The organism is Micromonospora sp. NPDC048169 (assembly GCF_040652815.1).
Taxonomy (GTDB): domain Bacteria; phylum Actinomycetota; class Actinomycetes; order Mycobacteriales; family Micromonosporaceae; genus Micromonospora.
On sequence record NZ_JBEZMS010000011.1, the window covers coordinates 97,375 to 113,795 of the forward strand.

The 16,421-nt window shown below is 73.7% G+C and carries 16 protein-coding genes; 7 read left to right on the top strand and 9 right to left on the bottom strand.

What is annotated here, in order from left to right:
* Positions 1-21: 21 nt before the first annotated feature.
* Together AB0D28_RS12680 and AB0D28_RS12685 are read left to right on the top strand one after the other, a co-directional pair.
* Positions 22-1,020, top strand: a complete 999-nt coding sequence (locus AB0D28_RS12680) for a diacylglycerol kinase family protein (RefSeq protein WP_357385163.1) — start codon at positions 22-24, stop codon at positions 1,018-1,020.
* A gap of 74 nt (positions 1,021-1,094) precedes the next feature.
* A complete protein-coding gene (locus AB0D28_RS12685; RefSeq protein ID WP_357385165.1) occupies positions 1,095-3,017 on the top strand; it encodes a chromosome partitioning protein in 1,923 nt (640 codons plus the stop codon).
* A gap of 51 nt (positions 3,018-3,068) precedes the next feature.
* On the opposite strand, the gene AB0D28_RS12690 is transcribed toward AB0D28_RS12685, so the two are convergent.
* The gene (locus tag AB0D28_RS12690; RefSeq protein ID WP_357385167.1) at positions 3,069-3,497 is read right to left on the bottom strand and encodes a DUF3151 domain-containing protein; all 429 of its coding nucleotides are present in this window, start codon (positions 3,495-3,497) and stop codon (positions 3,069-3,071) included.
* A 262-nt stretch (positions 3,498-3,759) separates the two neighbouring features.
* Here AB0D28_RS12690 and AB0D28_RS12695 point away from each other — a divergent pair, with 262 nt between their 5' ends.
* Positions 3,760-4,971, top strand: a complete 1,212-nt coding sequence (locus AB0D28_RS12695) for a hypothetical protein (protein ID WP_357385169.1) — start codon at positions 3,760-3,762, stop codon at positions 4,969-4,971.
* 93 nt (positions 4,972-5,064) lie between these two features.
* On the opposite strand, the gene fbaA is transcribed toward AB0D28_RS12695, so the two are convergent.
* Positions 5,065-6,087, bottom strand: coding sequence for a class II fructose-bisphosphate aldolase (gene fbaA / locus AB0D28_RS12700; protein ID WP_013283394.1), 1,023 nt, complete (start codon positions 6,085-6,087; stop codon positions 5,065-5,067).
* Positions 6,088-6,281: 194 nt separating this feature from the next.
* A complete protein-coding gene (locus AB0D28_RS12705) occupies positions 6,282-6,665 on the bottom strand; it encodes a phage holin family protein (RefSeq protein ID WP_184680857.1) in 384 nt (127 codons plus the stop codon).
* Positions 6,666-6,802: 137 nt separating this feature from the next.
* Here AB0D28_RS12705 and AB0D28_RS12710 point away from each other — a divergent pair, with 137 nt between their 5' ends.
* Positions 6,803-7,012: a hypothetical protein gene (locus AB0D28_RS12710; RefSeq protein ID WP_357385172.1), complete on the top strand. Its 210-nt coding sequence runs from the start codon at positions 6,803-6,805 to the stop codon at positions 7,010-7,012.
* A 12-nt stretch (positions 7,013-7,024) separates the two neighbouring features.
* Here AB0D28_RS12710 and AB0D28_RS12715 read toward each other — a convergent pair whose 3' ends face one another.
* Both AB0D28_RS12715 and AB0D28_RS12720 read right to left on the bottom strand, forming a co-directional pair.
* Complete coding sequence (locus AB0D28_RS12715; protein WP_357385174.1) at positions 7,025-8,065, bottom strand: LCP family protein; 1,041 nt, start codon at positions 8,063-8,065, stop codon at positions 7,025-7,027.
* Complete coding sequence (locus AB0D28_RS12720) at positions 8,065-8,556, bottom strand: SigE family RNA polymerase sigma factor (protein ID WP_357385176.1); 492 nt, start codon at positions 8,554-8,556, stop codon at positions 8,065-8,067. Before AB0D28_RS12720 ends, AB0D28_RS12715 begins: the two co-directional genes overlap by 1 nt.
* Positions 8,557-8,676: 120 nt before the next feature.
* Here AB0D28_RS12720 and AB0D28_RS12725 point away from each other — a divergent pair, with 120 nt between their 5' ends.
* The 3 genes from AB0D28_RS12725 to AB0D28_RS12735 are packed head-to-tail and all read left to right on the top strand — an operon-like array spanning position 8,677 to position 13,513.
* Complete coding sequence (locus AB0D28_RS12725; protein WP_357385178.1) at positions 8,677-10,131, top strand: 3' terminal RNA ribose 2'-O-methyltransferase Hen1; 1,455 nt, start codon at positions 8,677-8,679, stop codon at positions 10,129-10,131.
* Positions 10,128-12,644, top strand: a complete 2,517-nt coding sequence (locus AB0D28_RS12730; protein WP_357385180.1) for a polynucleotide kinase-phosphatase — start codon at positions 10,128-10,130, stop codon at positions 12,642-12,644. Before AB0D28_RS12725 ends, AB0D28_RS12730 begins: the two co-directional genes overlap by 4 nt.
* Before the next feature lie 23 nt (positions 12,645-12,667).
* Entirely contained in the window at positions 12,668-13,513 is an 846-nt protein-coding gene (locus AB0D28_RS12735) for a DedA family protein (protein WP_357385326.1), read from the top strand.
* Between the two features lie 174 nt (positions 13,514-13,687).
* Here the strand turns inward: AB0D28_RS12735 and AB0D28_RS12740 are convergent, their stop codons facing one another.
* The 4 genes from AB0D28_RS12740 to AB0D28_RS12755 form a co-directional block, all read right to left on the bottom strand.
* Complete coding sequence (locus tag AB0D28_RS12740) at positions 13,688-14,065, bottom strand: metalloregulator ArsR/SmtB family transcription factor (protein ID WP_007454255.1); 378 nt, start codon at positions 14,063-14,065, stop codon at positions 13,688-13,690.
* A 57-nt stretch (positions 14,066-14,122) separates the two neighbouring features.
* Positions 14,123-14,662 (bottom strand): orotate phosphoribosyltransferase, encoded by a 540-nt coding sequence (gene pyrE, locus AB0D28_RS12745; RefSeq protein ID WP_357385182.1) that lies wholly within the window; start codon positions 14,660-14,662, stop codon positions 14,123-14,125.
* A 153-nt stretch (positions 14,663-14,815) separates the two neighbouring features.
* Positions 14,816-15,622, bottom strand: a complete 807-nt coding sequence (locus AB0D28_RS12750) for an SDR family oxidoreductase (protein WP_357385184.1) — start codon at positions 15,620-15,622, stop codon at positions 14,816-14,818.
* A complete protein-coding gene (locus tag AB0D28_RS12755; protein WP_357385186.1) occupies positions 15,619-16,419 on the bottom strand; it encodes a hypothetical protein in 801 nt (266 codons plus the stop codon). Before AB0D28_RS12755 ends, AB0D28_RS12750 begins: the two co-directional genes overlap by 4 nt.
* Positions 16,420-16,421: the final 2 nt, after the last annotated feature.

Consider the following 16,421-nt stretch of genomic DNA (forward strand, 5'->3'; position numbering starts at 1 on the left):
CAAGAACCAGGAGGCTCCTTCGTGTACGACGTGGTGCTGCTCACCCTCGGCTCGGAGCGGGACGCTCCCGGCGGTGGCTGCGGCAGCGGCGGCGCCTGCTGCGGCGGCGCGGACGACACCGCCGCCGAGAGCGGCGAGGAGCGCTGCGAGACGCCGCGCGTACCGGTGCTGGCCTGCGCGGACGAGCTGACCGCCCGGGGCGCGCGGGTGACCACCGTGACCGCCCGGTCGGACAAGGAGATCGACGAGGTGCTGGCCCGCCTCGACGGCCCGCCGCGTGCCGACGGCCTCACCTGGCCGGATTCCGACGGCAAGACCCGGCTGATCGTCGCCACCGCCAGTGACGGTCAGTTGCGCGCCGTCCTGCGCCGGCTGGTGCGCCGGTACGCTCCGCCGCCGAGCCGCCGCCCCGACGATCTGGCCGACAACCGTACGGTGCCCGACCTGCCGCCGGTCGGCGTACTCCCGCTCGATCCGGCCCGGTCCGGGACGGCGCGGGACCTGGCCGCGCAGCTCGGGCTGCCCCGGGATCCGGCCGGCGTGGCCGCCGCGGTGCTGGACGGCACCGCACGGCGGCTGGACCTGCTGCGCAACGACGGCGGCTCGGTGACGCTGGACGGCGCGCTGCTCGGCGCCGCCGACGACGCGGGCCGGCCGCTGCACTGGCGGGCCCGGGTCGAGGTCGACGGTGCGGTGCTCAGCGACGGCTCCGAGCCGATCACCGCGTGCGCGATCGGAAACGCGGGCGGGTACGGGCGCCTGGGCGAGGTGGACCTGCTGGCCGACCCGGATCCGGCCGACGGGCGGGTGACGGTGGGCGTCGCCGTACCGGTGGTCACCCGGTCGGCGTTGGGCCGGAAGAAGGTCCGGCTGGAGGTACGCCGGGCGCGGGGACGCGCGGTGGCGGTCGTGCCCCGTGACGAGAAGGTCCCCTTCCTCGACGACGGCGTCGAGGGCGAGCTGAGCCGCAAGCGCTCCTGGTGGACCGAGCCGGGCGCCTGGGCGGTCTGGACGGGCTGACCTCGGTCGATTCCCACCCGGCTCGCGCCGCTGGCCGAACCGCCTATCCTCGGCGGAGGGAATGGGGAGGAACCGTGGTGCACGAGAACGACGACCGGGCCCACGTACCGGGCCGACCGCAGGTGCCGCAGCGGGACGTCGAGCCGCTCTGGCCGCCGGAGGAGACCGACGCGGCGGCGGCCGCGATCCCGCCGTGGGCGTCGGTGCCCTGGCCGCTCCCGCCGGCGGACGCTCCCACGCCGGCGGCGGACGTCCCGGCGCCCGCTGTCGACCTGGACCGGCCGTTCACGCTCGACCAGGCGGCTTCCGGCCCGGCCGAACCGGCGGCGTCCGGCTCGCCGGCCACGGCGCCGGTGAGCCCGCCTTCGCCAACGCAGCAGCAGGTGACGCCCGTCCCCGAAACCACGCCGGTCCCGCAGGCCACGCCGGTTCCGGAGACCCCGCCGGTTCCGGGGGCCGGTGGCGAGGGTGCCGGGAACGGGCGGACCACCTCCCCCTGGGCGCAGCCGCCGCAGCGGACCACGCCGGAGAGCGCCACCACGCCTGATCCCGCTTCCGACGCCAGCGCGGCTGCGTGGCCCGGCGCACCGGAGGCCGACGGCACCGTCTCCGGCCGCGCCACCGTCGCCGGGCCACCGCCACCCGACGCCCTCCAGGCCGAGGGCCGGGCCACGGTCACCGCGCCACCGCCACCCGACACTTTCCAGGCCGAGGGCCCCGTCTCCGGGCGTGCCACGGTGGCCGGGGCAGCGCTCCCGCCGCCGTCGCCGGAATCCGGCGCGGGGCCGGGAGGGCCGGGCGATCCCACCCCGGAGCCGCCCCGGCTCGGACCGTTCCCGCCGTCGCCGGGCGTGCCGGCGCAGCCGTCCCCCTACGGCAACGGCTACCCGCAGCCCGGGTACCCGCCGCAGCCCGGTCAGGCCGGCTGGTACCCGCCGCCCGGCTGGACGCCCCAGGCCGGCCCGCCCCAGCCGGGCGTCCCGGTGCCTCCGCAGGCGCCGGTGTCCGGCCCCGTCGTGCCCCCTCCACCGCATGCCCAGCCGGAGCAGGGCTGGACGCCTCAGCAGGCGGTGCCGCCGACCGCCGAGGACTTCGCCCGCCGCCGCCAGGCCCGGCCGGTCGACCCGGTGGCCACCATGGGCGTACGCGCGGTGGTCAACAAGATCGGGCTGGTCCGGCTCGCGCCCGGGCGGCACGAGCAGGAGGTGCGGCGCGACATCGAGATGGTCCGCCGCAACTTCGGCGGGCTGCGCCAGGTGACTGTGGTCAACCCGAAGGGCGGCGCCGGCAAGACGGTCGCCATCCTGCTGCTCGCCATGACGTTCGGCCAGAAGCGCGGCGGGTACGTGCTGGCCTGGGACAACAACGAGACCCAGGGCACCCTCGGCATGCGGGCCCAGCAGGACTTCCACGCCCGTACGGTGCGGGACATGCTGCGCGACCTGTCCCAGTTCCAGGGTCCGCACGGCCGGGTCGGTGACCTGTCGCAGTACGTCCGCTCACAGGGCGAGGGCATGTTCGACGTGCTGGCCTCGGACGAGTCCGCGACCGGCGGCGAGATGCTCACCGCCGCCGCGTTCGCGGAGATCCGTGAGGTGGTCAGCCGGTTCTACAAGCTGATCTTCGTGGACACCGGGAACAACGTCCGGGCGCAGAACTGGCAGGCCGCGATGGACGCCACCGACCAGCTCGTGGTGACCATGTCGGCGCGTAACGACTCGGCCGAGACCGCCGCCCGGATGCTCGACCACCTGGAGCAGAGCGGCCGGCAGCGGCTGGTCCGGCAGGCGGTCACCGTGGTGTCGATGCCGCCGTCGCGCAAGGAGATCGACCTGCCCGCCATCCAGGCCCACTTCGCGGCGCGGACCCGGGCGGTGCTGCTGGCGCCGTACGAGCGGCTCATCGACACCGGCGAGCCGCTGCGGTACGGGCAGCTCTCCTCCGCCACCCGCGACGCCTGGCTGAAGATCGCCGCGTCGGTGGCGGAGGGGCTGTAGGACGGGCGCGACGGCCGGCACCCGGGTCGGGGCCGGCCGTCGCGGCGGTGGTCACTCGCCGGACAGCGCGTCCCCGGCGACCGGGTCGCAGTCCCGGAGGAACTGGGCGCAGCGGGCCGCCTCGTCCGCCTCGCCGATCTCCCCCGCGGCACGGGACAGCACGTAGAGGCAGCGGAGGAAGCCCTGGTTGGGCTCGTGCGACCAGGGCACCGGGCCGTGGCCCTTCCAGCCGTTGCGGCGCAACTGGTCCAGGCCCCGGTGGTAGCCGGTGCGGGCGTACGCGTAGGCGGTGACGACCTGATCCGCGGCGAACGCGCGGCCGGCCAGCGCGGCCCAGGCCGCGCTGTAGGTCGGGAAGCGGGCCGCGACCTCGGCGTACGCCTCGTCGGTGCCCTGCTCGGCCGCCACCGCGAGCGCGGCGTCGGCCTCCTCGTGGGCCGGGAGCAGGGTGGCCGGTGGCTCAGGCAACAGGTTATGCATCGCCCCATTCAACCCGCTTCGCCCTCGGGTACGCGAGAGGGCCCGCCCGTACGGTTGGCTGAACGGCTGAGGGTTTCGTCACGCCTGCGGCGGGAGCACACGTACCCGCGGCCCATGCCGCCGCAGTGGTTCTTGCACTACAAATACAGATCCGGAGCCTCCCCAGGACCCGGTTACGCAGGAGCCCGGCGGCGTGCCCGCCGGGCTCCTGTCGTCTTCGCCCCCGGTTTCGGCACTTGCCGTGCGGGGGCAGGATGGCCTGGTGCCGACCCCACCACCCGCGGACGTCATCGAGCCGCACGCGCCCCACGTCAACGAGATCGAGACCCGCACCGCGTTCGAGCAGCGGCTGGCCGGGGGGACCCTGGCCGGGCTGACAGTGCAGGGCCTGCGTCTCGACCTCGACCCGGTACCCGACCTGCGCGACGTCGACGTCACCGGCACCCTCTTCGTGGGCTGCCGCTTCGCCGGCCGCGAGGTGGGCGCGGACCTGGTCCGCCGGGGCGCCAACGTGGTCCCGCCGTTCTCCGGGCTGCCCTACCCGACGCAGCCGTCGCACCTATACACCGCCGACGAGCTGGCTGCCGGGTTCGCCGAGGGCGGCTTCGCCGGGATGTACGACACCCGGGTGTACGCGCACTTCCGGGCGCACGGCGGCGCGCTGCCGGACGTACGCGAGGCGCTCGGGCAGCGACTGCACGACCACGGCGTGGACAACGCGCTGGCCGACGCCACCCGGTCGTGGCTGGCCGCGCACGGGCCGCAGTCGGTGGTGGGGGTGATGGGCGGGCACGCGGTGCCGCGCGGCAGCGTCGCGTACCGGATGGCCGCGGTGCTGGGCTGGGAGCTGGCGCGGGCCGACCGCCTGGTGGTCACCGGCGGCGGTCCGGGCGTGATGGAGGCGGCGAACCTCGGCGCGTTCCTCGCGGCCTGGCCGGCCGAGGAGCTGACCGCCGCGATCGACGTGCTCGCCGTCGCGCCGGACTTCACCGACCACGACCGGTACACGGCGGCGGCGCTGGCGGTGCGCGAGCGGTACTCGGGCGGCCCGTCGCTGCCCTCGCCGCGCCCGTCGGCACCCGGCACCGAGTGGGCCCGTTCCGGCGGGCTGGCCATCCCCACTTGGCTGTACGGCCACGAGCCGGCGAACCTGTTCGCGGGCCGGATCGCGAAGTACTTCTCCAACGCCATCCGGGAGGACACGATCCTGCGGCTGGCCCGGGGCGGGATCGTGTTCGCGCCCGGCAAGGCCGGGACCGTGCAGGAGGTGTTCCAGGCGGCCACCAAGACGTTCTACGGCACCGACGGGGCGAGCGGGGCGTACGTGTTCCTGGACCGCACGTACTGGACGACCGAGCTGCCGGTGGAGTCGCTGCTGCGGCCGCTGTTCGCCGCGTCCCCGTTCGGCGACCTGTCGCACACCGTCCACCTGACCGACGACGTCCGCGACGCCGTCCGGGTGCTGGTGCGGTGAAAGGAAGGGCCCCCTCTTAACGCTTCCGGTAGGGGAAGGGCCCCTTGTTAACGCCGACGCGTTAACAAGGGGCCCTTCCTTACACGCGGGGTGTCACTTCATGGTGGTGCCGGTGGAGCGCAGGTGCTCGCAGGCCTCGACCACACGGGCGGCCATGCCGGCCTCGGCGGCCTTGCCCCAGACGCGCGGGTCGTACATCTTCTTGTTGCCGACCTCGCCGTCGACCTTCAGCACGCCGTCGTAGTTGCGGAACATGTGGTCCGCGACCGGGCGGGTGAAGGTGTACTGGGTGTCGGTGTCGATGTTCATCTTCACCACGCCGTAGTCCAGCGCCTCCCGGATCTCCGACAGCAGCGAGCCGGAGCCGCCGTGGAAGACCAGGCTGAGGGGCTTGTCCTTGCCGTACTTGGCGCCGACCGCGTCCTGGATCTGCTTGAGCACCTCGGGGCGCAGCTTGACGTTGCCCGGCTTGTAGACGCCGTGCACGTTGCCGAAGGTCAGCGCCGCCATGTAGCGGCCCTTCTCGCCCAGGCCGAGCGCGTCGACCATGGCCAGGCCGTCGTCGACGGTGGTGTAGAGCTTGTCGTTGATGGCGTTCTCGACGCCGTCCTCCTCGCCGCCGACGACGCCGACCTCGATCTCGAGGACGATCTTGCCCTTGGCGGCCTCGGCGAGGAGCTGCTCGGCGATCTCCAGGTTCTCCGCCACCGGCACGGCCGAGCCGTCCCACATGTGCGACTGGAACAGCGGCTCCTGGCCGCCCTTGACGCGCTCCTGCGAGATGGCCATCAGCGGCCGGACGAACTTGTCCAGCTTGTCCTTCGGGCAGTGGTCGGTGTGCAGCGCGATGTTGACCGGGTACTTCTTGGCGACCTCGTGCGCGTACGCGGCGAACGCCACGGCACCGGTCACCATGTCCTTCACGGACGGGCCGGACAGGTACTCCGCGCCGCCGGTGGAGACCTGGATGATGCCGTCGCTCTCCGCGTCGGCGAAGCCCTTGAGCGCCGCGTTCAGCGTCTGCGAGGAGGTCACGTTGATCGCGGGGTACGCGTACCGGCCGGCCTTGGCCCGGTCCAGCATCTCCGCGTAAGCCTCGGGGGAAGCGATGGGCATGTCGAACGCTCCTTACTTACCGCTCTCGGCCGTGCAGGCCGCTGTCTTCCATGGAGGGCGGCCGTTCCGGCCCCGGATCTTCCCCGGAGCCGACCGTTCCGGTCGCTGACGTCCACGGTGCGCCGGACCGCGCTGTCCACCGCGGGCAGTATCCCGCAGGAGCGTGAGCGGGGCGCAACCGGCCCGGACGCCGCTCACCTGTTCTCCAGCCGGTCCGGTACGACGACGCTGATCAGCCAGCTCACCACCGCGACCACGATGGCGCCCCAGAACGCGGCCCAGAAACCGTCGACGTGGAACGGGAGCTTCAGCACCCCGGCGATCCAGTCGGTCAGCAGGAACAGCAGCGCGTTCACCACGAGCGCGAACAGGCCGAGCGTGAGCAGGTAGAACACGCAGCCGAACACCTTGATGAGCGGCTTGAGCACCGCGTTGACCACACCGAAGACGAGCGCCACCACGATCAGGGTGAGCACGTTGTTACCGGTGTTACGGCCGCTCACGTCCACCCCGGGCACGATCAGCGTCGCGATCCACAACGCGACCGCGGTGATCGCCAGTCGGATCAGAAAGCCCATGCCAAACATCCTGGCACCGGCCGCGCGCCGGGAGCGGGACAATCGCCGACTCCGCGTTCCGCCCGCCACCCAGCGGCGGCCCGGACCAGCCCGTACGGTGGTGGGGACGATGCCCGCACGGAGATCAGGGAGGGACGATGGGTCAGCCCGACGAGGACTTCGCGCCCGGTGACCACCTCGCCCCGGAGGAGCGGGATCTGGAGGCCGAGCCGGCCGACGCGGTCGAGCAGGCCACCACGGTGACCGACGACACCGACGGCGAGCCGCACCGCGGCATGGAGGTCGACGACTGGGACGCCATGGAGCAGGCCCGCGTCGTCACCGCCGACGAGGACGAGTACCGCTGATCCGGTGCCGGGTCACCGCAGGGCGGTGACCCGGGCCGGGTGGGTGGCGGCCCACTGCGCCAGCCGATCCGCCCGCAATGCGTCCAGGAATCCCGGCGCGAGCGCCGGGTCCGGCTCGAACCCGCGGCCGGTCCACTCGTCGCGCACCGGGAGAGCGAGCGCGACCGGTTCGGCGGCGCCGGCCCGGCCGGTCGCGCCCACCAGCGCCGGCAACGACAGGTCACCGGCGTCGATCGTGCCGGCCGTGCTGATCCGGACGAGCAGCCGGCTGAGTTGCGCCGGATCGGTCATCGTTCCCCGCTCGCGCATCTGGCGGAGCAGGCCGGCGGCGTAGCGCGCCGCGTTGCGGTCGCGGTCCAGTCCGCCGTCGCGCAGGTCGTACCGCTGCCGCAGCAGGTCCACCGCCGCCGCGCCGTCGAGCCGCTGGCATCCGGCCGGGAAACGCCGCTCGGTGTGCACCGAGCGCACCGGCTCCGGCAGGCAGACCGGTACGCCGCCGACCGCGTCGGTCAGCTCCCGCGCTCCCGGGTACGTGAGCACCGCGCCGGCGTCGACGCGTACCCCGGTCAGCCGGGCGACCGCCTGGCGGGTCGCCCGGTATCCGGCGGCCAGGTCGGTGCCCGACCCGGCGGCGCGGGAGAACGTCGCGTTGAGCTTCTCCGTCCCGCCCTGCGGCGGCACCGGCACCAGCAGGTCGCGCGGGAGCGACACCAGGTAGAGCCGGCTCCGGTCGGCCGGCACGTGCACCAGCAGCACCGAGTCGGCACGCCTGCTGCCGACCGGCTCGTCGACGCCGAGCAGCAGCAGGTTCAGCGCGCCGCCGGGCTCCGGCACCGGCTTGGTGAGCGCCGGCGCCGGCGGCCGGGGCGCCATCACCGTGAATCCGACGAGCGCGACGGCCACGACCACGAGCGCCGTGCTGGCCAGGCGTACGCGCCGACGGCGCCGGCGGCGGCTGATCACCATCCGGTCGACGGCGGCCCGGACCGGGCCCACGGGCGGGGTCGACTCCTCGAGGCGGGCGAACGCGGCCCGCAGCTCGTCCTCGATCATCAGCAGACCTCCACGTGTTCGGCTCGGAGGGTGGCCAGCGCCCGCGAGATGCTGGACCGGACCGTGCCCACGGCGCAGCCGAGCACCTCGGCGATCTCCCCGTCCGGCAGGTCCTCGTAGTAGCGCAGCACCAGCGCGGCGCGCTGCCGCCGGGGCAGCCGGGACAGCAGGGACAGCAGGGACCGGATCTGGTCCCGGTCCACGGCGGACTGGGCGTGGTCGGCCGGCGCGGGCACGGATTCGTCCGCCTCGCCGCGCAGCAGCACCCGCCGCGCCCACGATCCGCGCCGCCAGTCGACGAACTGGTTGGTGAGCATCCGGCGCACGTACCGCTCCGGAGCGTCGGTGCGGGCCACCCGCCGCCAGTTGAGCTGGACCCGGACCATGGTCTCCTGCACCAGGTCCTGGGCCTGGTGCGGATCTCCGGTCAGCATGACCGCGTACCGCAGCAGGGCGCCCAACCGCGCGTCGGCGAACTCCTCGTACGTCACTGCACCTCCCGGGTGTCCCGCATAGATGGACGGTCCCGGGCGGCCGGAACATTGCGGTGGCGTGCCGGATGCCCGGAAACCCCCACGACAGGAGCCGGAGACTCACGAGATCATCGACGGGTGCTGCTGACCCTGACCACGACTCACCGCCCCGCGACCGACCTCGGCCACCTCCTGGTGAAGCATCCGGACCGGGTGCAGAGCTTCGACCTGCCCGCCGGTGCCGCGCATGTGTTCTACCCGGAGGCGGACGAGGCGCGCTGCACGGCGGCGCTGCTGGTCGAGGTCGATGCGCTGAAGCTGGGCGGCGGCCGCCGGAACCGCGCGCCGGAGGGCTTCGCGCTCGGGCAGTACGTGAACGACCGCCCGTACGCGGCGTCGAGCCTGCTCTCGTCGGCGCTGTCGAAGGTGTTCCGCTCCGCCCTGCGGGGCGAGTCGCGCGATCGTCCCGAGCTGGCCGCGAGCGCGATCCCGCTGGCCGTACGGGTGCCGGTGCTGCGTTGCCGGGGCGGCGCCGAGCTGGCAGTACGCATCTTCGCGCCGCTGGGCTGGACCGTGACGGCCACCCCGATCCCGCTGGACGAGACGTACCCGGAGTGGGGTGACAGCCGTTACGTCGACCTGACGCTGACCGGCACGCTGCGGCTCGCCGACGCGCTCAACCACCTGTACGTGCTGCTGCCGGTGCTGGACGACGCCAAGCACTACTGGGTGGCGCCGGACGAGGTGGACAAGCTGCTGCGCGCGGGCGCCGGCTGGCTGGCCGGGCACCCCGAGCGGGGCCTGATCACGCGGCGCTACCTGGCACACCGCCGGGCGCTCGCGGGCGAGGCGATGGCCCGGCTGACCGAGCTGCGCCTGGCCGACGAGCCGCCCGCCGACGACAGCATCGAGCCGTCCGGCGTCGCGCCGGCGGAGGACGCCCGCCGGGCCTCCCTCGCGGTACGGCGGCGGGAGGCGGTGCTCGCCGCGCTGCGGGACAGCGGCGCGAGCCGGGTGCTGGACCTCGGCTGCGGTGGCGGCGCGCTGCTCACCGCGCTCGTCGCCGACCGGCGGTTCACCGAGGTGGTGGGCGTCGACGTGTCCGACCGGTCGCTCGGCATGGCGGCCCGGCGGCTGCGCCTGGAACGGCTGCCGGAGCGGCAGCGGGACCGGATCCGGCTGTGGCAGTCCGCGCTGACCTACCGGGACGACAGGCTCCGGGGGTACGACGCGGCGGTGCTGATGGAGGTGATCGAGCACCTCGATCCGCCGCGCCTCCCCGCGCTGGAGGACGCGGTGTTCGGCCACGCCCGGCCCGGCACGGTGGTGGTGACGACGCCGAACGTCGAGTACAACGTGCGCTACGAGGGGCTCGGGCCGGACCGGTTCCGGCACGCGGACCACCGGTTCGAGTGGACCCGGGCCGAGTTCGCCGCCTGGGTGGAGCGGGTGGCGGCGGCGCACGGCTACACGGCTGTCCTCGGCGGTGTGGGCGACGACGACCCGGAGGTGGGCACGCCGACCCAGATCGCGGTGTTCACCCGGCAAGAGCGGAACAACAGCAACGACCGGAAGGAGGCGACGAACCGATGACCGTCCTGGACATCCCCGAGCTGGCACTGGTGGCGCTCGTCGGCGTCTCCGGCTCCGGCAAGTCCACGTTCGCCCGGCGGCACTTCGCGCCCAGCCAGGTGCTCTCCTCGGACACGTTTCGCGGTCTGGTGGCCGACGACGAGAACGACCAGTCCGCGTCCGCCGACGCGTTCGACGCGCTGCACCACGTCGCCGCCATCCGGCTCCGCCGAGGGCTGCTCACTGTGGTCGACGCGACGAATCTCCAGCCGCACGCCCGCGCCGGGCTGATCCGGGTGGCCCGGGAGCACGACGTGCTGCCGGTGGCGATCGTGCTGGACGTGCCGGAGGCGGTGGCCTGGGAGCGTACCGAGGCGCGCGCCGACCGCACGCACGGCCGGCAGGTGCTCAACCGGATGCGCCGCGACCTGCGGCAGTCGTACGGGCGGCTGGCCCGCGAGGGCTTCCGCAAGGTGCACGTCCTGCGCGGGGTGGAGGAGATCGACGCCGCGGAGGTCCGCTACGAGAAGCTGTTCAACGACCGGCGGGAGCTGACCGGGCCGTTCGACGTGATCGGGGACGTGCACGGCTGCCGTACCGAGCTGGAGGCGCTGCTGTCCCGGCTCGGCTACGTGCTGAGCCGCGACGACGCGGGCCGCCCGGTGGACGCGGCGCATCCGTCGGGGCGTACCGCGGTGTTCGTCGGTGACCTGGTGGACCGCGGCCCGGACTCCCCCGGCGTGCTCCGCCTGGTGATGGGCATGGTGGCGGCCGGCAACGCGATCTGCGTGCCGGGCAACCACGAGCAGAAGCTGCTGCGCAAGCTGCGCGGGCGGGACGTCCGGCTGACCCACGGCCTGGCCGAGACGATGGAGCAGCTGGCCGCCGAGCCGCCGGAGTTCGTCGCCGGGGTGGAGACGTTCATCGACGGCCTGGTCAGCCACTACGTGCTCGACGGCGGCCGGCTCGTGGTGGCGCACGCCGGGCTGAAGGAGGCGTACCACGGGCGGGCGTCGGGCCGGGTGCGGTCGTTCGCGCTCTACGGCGAGACCACCGGCGAGACCGACGAGTACGGCCTGCCGGTGCGCTACCCGTGGGCGCGGGACTACCGGGGCTCGGCGATGGTCGTGTACGGGCACACGCCGACGCCCGTGCCGGAGTGGGTGAACAACACCATCTGCCTGGACACCGGTTGCGTGTTCGGCGGGCAGCTGACCGCGCTGCGCTACCCGGAGAAGGAGCTGGTCGCCGTCCCGGCGGTCAAGGAGTGGTACGCCCCGGCCCGTCCGCTGGTCCCGGTCGCGCCCGCGCGTCCGGACACCGTGCTGGACCTGGCCGACGTGACCGGGCGGCGGCACCTCACCCACGCGTACGGGTCGCTGACCGTGCCGGCCGAGAACGCCGCCGCCGCGCTGGAGGTGATGAGCCGGTTCGCGGTCGACCCGGGCCGGCTGGTGTGGCTGCCGCCGACCATGGCGCCCTGCTCCACGTCGAGCGTGGACGGTTTCCTGGAGCACCCGGCCGAGGCGTTCGCCGACTATCGCGGCGCGGGCGTGGACCGGGTGGTCTGCGAGGAGAAGCACATGGGTTCGCGGGCGGTGGTGCTCGTGGAGCGGGAGCCGGGCCGCTTCGGCGGCGGGGTGGTGCACACCCGTACCGGCCGGCCGTTCTTCGGCCCGCCGCTCGACGGCGAGCTGCTGGCGCGGGTGCGCGCCGCGGTCACCACCGCCGGTCTCTGGGCCGAGCTGGACACCGACTGGCTGCTGCTCGACACCGAGCTGCTGCCCTGGTCGGCGAAGGCGGGCGGGCTGATCCGCGAGCAGTACGCCGGGGTCGGCGCGGCCGGGCGGGCCGCCCTGCCGGCGGTGCTCGCCGCGCTGGACACGGCCGCCGGGCGCGGGCTGCCGGTGGCCGGGCTGCGCGACCGGATGGCCGGGCGGGCCGCCGAGGTCACCGCCTACTCGGCGGCCTACCGGGCGTACGTCCGCCCGACCGACGGCCTGCGCGGGGTGACGCTCGCGCCGTTCGCGGTGCTGGCCGGGGCCGGGGTGAGCTACGCCGACCGCGACCACGGCTGGCACCTGGCCCTGGCCGACCGGCTCTGCGCCGCCGACCCGGGGTTCTTCACCCCGACCCGGCGGCGGGTGGTGGACCTGGCCGACGAGTCGGCCGTGGCCGACGCCACCGAGTGGTGGCTGGCGCTCACCGCGGCCGGCGGCGAGGGCATGGTGGTCAAGCCGTACGCGGGCCTGGCCGCCCGGTCACCGAGGGGCTCGCTGCTCCAGCCGGGCATCAAGTGCCGTGGGCGGGAGTACCTGCGGATCATCTACGGTCCCGGGTACACCGACCCGGCTCAGCTCGCCGCGTTGCGCAGCCGTTCGCTGGGCCGCAAGCGCGGGATGGCGTTGCGCGAGCACGGTCTGGGCCTGGCCGCCCTGGACGCGCTGGCCGAGGACGCGCCGCTGTGGCGCCGCCACGAGCTGGTGTTCGCGATCCTCGCCTGCGAGTCCGAGCCGGTGGACCCCCGCCTCTGACGATGACGCCCGGTCCGGCCGATATGCCGGACCGGGCCGGGGTACCCTGTGTGGCCGTGGACACAGCAGAGAAGACCCGGATGTTCTCCGAGAGCGTGGCGCTGAACCCGCTCGACCCGAAGGACCTCATCCACACCTTCGGCATGATCGGCGTCTGGGTGATCCTCTTCGCCGAGACCGGGCTGCTGGTCGGCTTCTTCTTCCCGGGCGACTCGCTGCTGTTCCTGGCCGGGGTGGCGGCCTCACCGGTGGCCGACGCCATCTTCGGCGACGGCACCCGCCTCTCCCTGGCCGGGCTGATGATCGGCGGGCCGCTCTGCGCCATCGTCGGCGCGCAGCTCGGCCACTGGCTCGGCGCCCGGTACGGCCGCCGCATGTTCGAGAAGCCCAACTCCCGCCTGTTCAAGCGGGAGTACGTGGAGAAGGCGGAGTACTACTTCCAGAAGTTCGGCCCGGCGAAGGCAGTGGTGCTGGCCCGCTTCATCCCGATCGTGCGGACGTTCCTCAACCCGGTGGCCGGGGTGCTCGGCATGCCGGCCCGCCAGTTCTTCGTGTGGAACGTGGTGGGCGCGGTCCTCTGGGTGGACGGCATCCTGCTGATCGGCTACCTGCTGGCCCGGCAGATCTACGACGCCATCGGCGACAAGATCGACAGGTACATCCTGCCGGTGGTCGCGCTGATCATCGTGATCTCGGTACTGCCGATCTTCTTCGAGTTCCTGCGGGACCGGCGGGCACGCAAGCGCGGCGAGGCGGTCGCGGTGATCACCGCGGCGACCGTGGCCGGCACTGTGGACGCCGCCCGGGAGGGCATCGAGGAGCACCGGCCCGGGCACGGCGACGGGCACGGCGGTCAGCACCGCCGCTGAGCACGTACGGACACCGAAGGCCGGCCCTCGGACGAGGACCGGCCTTCGGACATCACTGCTCCAGCCGGGTCACACGGGACGACGGCAGCCGTCACCCGCGCACTGATGGCGCCACCCCTCGCACGCCACCGGTCACCCGGTCGGGACGACCCTCGCGGGCCGGCCCGGAAGGTTTCAGCGAGCCTTCTTGGTGGCCCGCTTCCGCGGCGGGGTGAGCAGATCCGCGATCGTGGCGATCGCGGACGGCACCAGCCGGTAGTACGCCCAGACCCCGCGCTTCTCCCGCTCCAGCAAGCCGGCCTCGGTGAGGATACGCAGGTGGTGGCTGACCGTCGGCTGCGAGAGGCCGAGCGGCGCGGTGAGGTCACACACGCACGCCTCCCCCTCGGGAGCCGACTGGATCAGGCTGAGCAGCCGCAGCCGGGCGGGGTCCGCGAGGGCCTTGAGGACCCCCGCGAGCCGCTCGGCGTCGGCACGTTCGATCGGCTCGCCGGCAAGCGGCGAGATCTGAGGCATGGTCATTTCAGCCAACGCAGTTCCCACGTATTCCATCCTTCCACCAGCAGCATCGATCCGCCTGCATATCAGCAGATCCGAATCGGCAAACTTTTACGCCACAAGGCCGAGGTCAGCCAACGTATAGGCCGCCCGATAGGGCAATCCGGCGGCTCGCACCGTGTCGCCGGCACCTCGATCAACAATAACCGCCACACCCACCACCTCGGCCCCTGCCTCACGCAATGCCTCGACCGCCGTCAACACACTTCCACCGGTGGTGGAGGTGTCCTCGACCGCGAGCACCCGTCGCCCGGAGACGTCCGGCCCCTCGATCCGGCGCTGAAGACCGTGAGCCTTGCCCTCCTTGCGGACAACGAAGGCGTCGACCGCGCGACCCGTGCCCGCCGAGGCGTGCAGCATGGCGGCGGCCACCGGATCGGCGCCCAGGGTCAACCCGCCGACCGCGTCGTACGACCAGTCGGCGGTGAGTTCCCGCATGACCCGGCCGATCAACGGAGCCGCCTCGTGATGGAGCGTGACGCGACGCAGATCCACGTACCAGTCCGCCTCGCGGCCCGACGAGAGCACCACCCGGCCGTGCACCACAGCGAGGTCAGTGATGAATTTGCGCAGGTCGTCGCGGTCGCCCATGGCGATAGAGCGTACTTCGCAAGTCTGAGCGCCGTCCTTCGGGTCCGCCCTGGTCAACCCTGCGGGCGACCGATCGGTGGCGATGAGCGGCTACGCTGTGCGACCGTCCATCCCGGTCGACCGCGACAGCGGCCCGCAGCCGGGCAGGTGCGGTCAGCCGCGCTGCCGGCCTACCGCACCCCTGGTGTCCCGCCCGAAGCCGCGCAGCAGGCGTTTCGGCGCGTGCCGCAGCCCGGCCACCGCCACCTTGTACTTCCAGTCCGGAACGCTCACCGACTTGCCTTTGCGCAGGTCACGCAGCCCTTCGGCGACCACGTCGTCAGCGCGTAGCCAGGCCCAGGCAGGCAGGCGCGACATGTCGATGCCCGCCCTTTCGTGATTTCCGGTTCGTGTGTAGCCGGGGCAGAGCGCCATTACGCGTACGCCGAGCGGCGCGACGGACTGGCCGATCGACTCACTGAAATTCGTCACCCACGCCTTGCTGGCCGAGTACGTGGATCCCGGCATGGGGACACCGAAGCCCGCAACGGAAGAGACATTTATCACTGCGCCCTGGCCTCGTTCGATCATCGGACCGAGCGCCGCATGGGTCAGACGCAGGACCGCGAGCACGTTGAGCCGCACCAGCCGCGCCTCGTCCGCCACCGACGAGCGGACGAAGGAGGTGTTCAGACTGATGCCGGCGTTGTTGACAAGCAGCTCGACCGGCGTACCGGCGGCCAGCCGGTGTTCGACGGCGGCGCAGCCGTCCTCGGTGGACAGATCGGCGGCGATCGTCTCCGCGTCGCCGCCGTGCCGGCCGGTCAGCTCGGCCGCCAGCGCGTCCAGCCGGGCACCGTCGCGGGCCACCAGGACGAGGTCCCAGCCGTCGGCGGCGAGCCGGCGGGCGAACGCCTCGCCGATGCCCAGGCTGGCGCCGGTGATCAGGGCTCGGCGCCGGGAGGGGGTGTCACCTGTCATCGGCGGTCCTCGGTAGGTGGCGGGAACCCATCCGGCGGCGGCGCGGGCGGGCCGGACGGGGGCGGCGCGGGCCGTTCGTACGGCGACGGACCATCCGGCGGCGGCGTCGGCCCGGAGGCGGGCGGCGCGGACGGCGCGTGCAGGCCGGCCGGCGGGCCCCAGGGCGTCGGACCGGGCGCCTGCGTGCCGGACACGGTCGAGCCGTAACCGGACAGCCGCAGCGGTGCGGTGCGGTGGCGCAGGAACGCGCCGGCCGAGGGCAGCGTGAGCAGCGCGACCACCACCAGGTAGCCGAGGACCTGCGCCACCGACAGCGTCGCGTTCACCGGGATCCACCACGACGGGTAGGCGTCACCGACGAGTTCCAGCAGGTCGGCGGTGACCCGGTCGTCCGCGCCGAGCCGCAGCGGGACGGCCCGCTGGCCGACCAGCACCGCCAGCCCGCAGCAGCCGCAGAGCAGTCCCGTACCGGCGACCACCCAGGTCCCGGTCCGGGCGCCGGAACGGCCCGCGAGCAGGCCCAGGGCAAGCCCGGCGAGCAGCAACCCGGCGAGCACGCCGAGCACGGCGGCCAGCACTGTGGAGCCGCGCAGCAGGCCGGCCACCTGGTCGATGTCACCGCCGCCCGCGCCGGTCCGCTGGGCCGCCGCAACCCGGAACCGGTCCACCGTGCCGCCGCTGACGGCCAGGTTGAGCACCGCGTACGCCACGGCGCCGACCGCCATCGCCAGCAGCAGCGCCGCCGCGGCGAGGACGGTGCCCGGCCGACGGGGTGCGGCCCGATCGGGGTACGACACGA

What these genes read in the sequence shown, in the direction of transcription:
- AB0D28_RS12710 (WP_357385172.1), top strand. Translation starts at nt 6,803, where the DNA reads ATGGGTCAGCCCGACGAGGACTTCGCGCCCGGTGACCACCTCGCCCCG.
- AB0D28_RS12730 (WP_357385180.1), top strand. Translation starts at nt 10,128, where the DNA reads ATGACCGTCCTGGACATCCCCGAGCTGGCACTGGTGGCGCTCGTCGGC.
- AB0D28_RS12690 (WP_357385167.1), bottom strand. Translation starts at nt 3,497, where the DNA reads ATGCATAACCTGTTGCCTGAGCCACCGGCCACCCTGCTCCCGGCCCAC.
- AB0D28_RS12735 (WP_357385326.1), top strand. Translation starts at nt 12,668, where the DNA reads ATGCCGGACCGGGCCGGGGTACCCTGTGTGGCCGTGGACACAGCAGAG.
- fbaA (WP_013283394.1), bottom strand. Translation starts at nt 6,087, where the DNA reads ATGCCCATCGCTTCCCCCGAGGCTTACGCGGAGATGCTGGACCGGGCC.
- AB0D28_RS12740 (WP_007454255.1), bottom strand. Translation starts at nt 14,065, where the DNA reads ATGGAATACGTGGGAACTGCGTTGGCTGAAATGACCATGCCTCAGATC.
- AB0D28_RS12705 (WP_184680857.1), bottom strand. Translation starts at nt 6,665, where the DNA reads ATGGGCTTTCTGATCCGACTGGCGATCACCGCGGTCGCGTTGTGGATC.
- AB0D28_RS12750 (WP_357385184.1), bottom strand. Translation starts at nt 15,622, where the DNA reads ATGACAGGTGACACCCCCTCCCGGCGCCGAGCCCTGATCACCGGCGCC.
- pyrE (WP_357385182.1), bottom strand. Translation starts at nt 14,662, where the DNA reads ATGGGCGACCGCGACGACCTGCGCAAATTCATCACTGACCTCGCTGTG.
- AB0D28_RS12715 (WP_357385174.1), bottom strand. Translation starts at nt 8,065, where the DNA reads ATGATCGAGGACGAGCTGCGGGCCGCGTTCGCCCGCCTCGAGGAGTCG.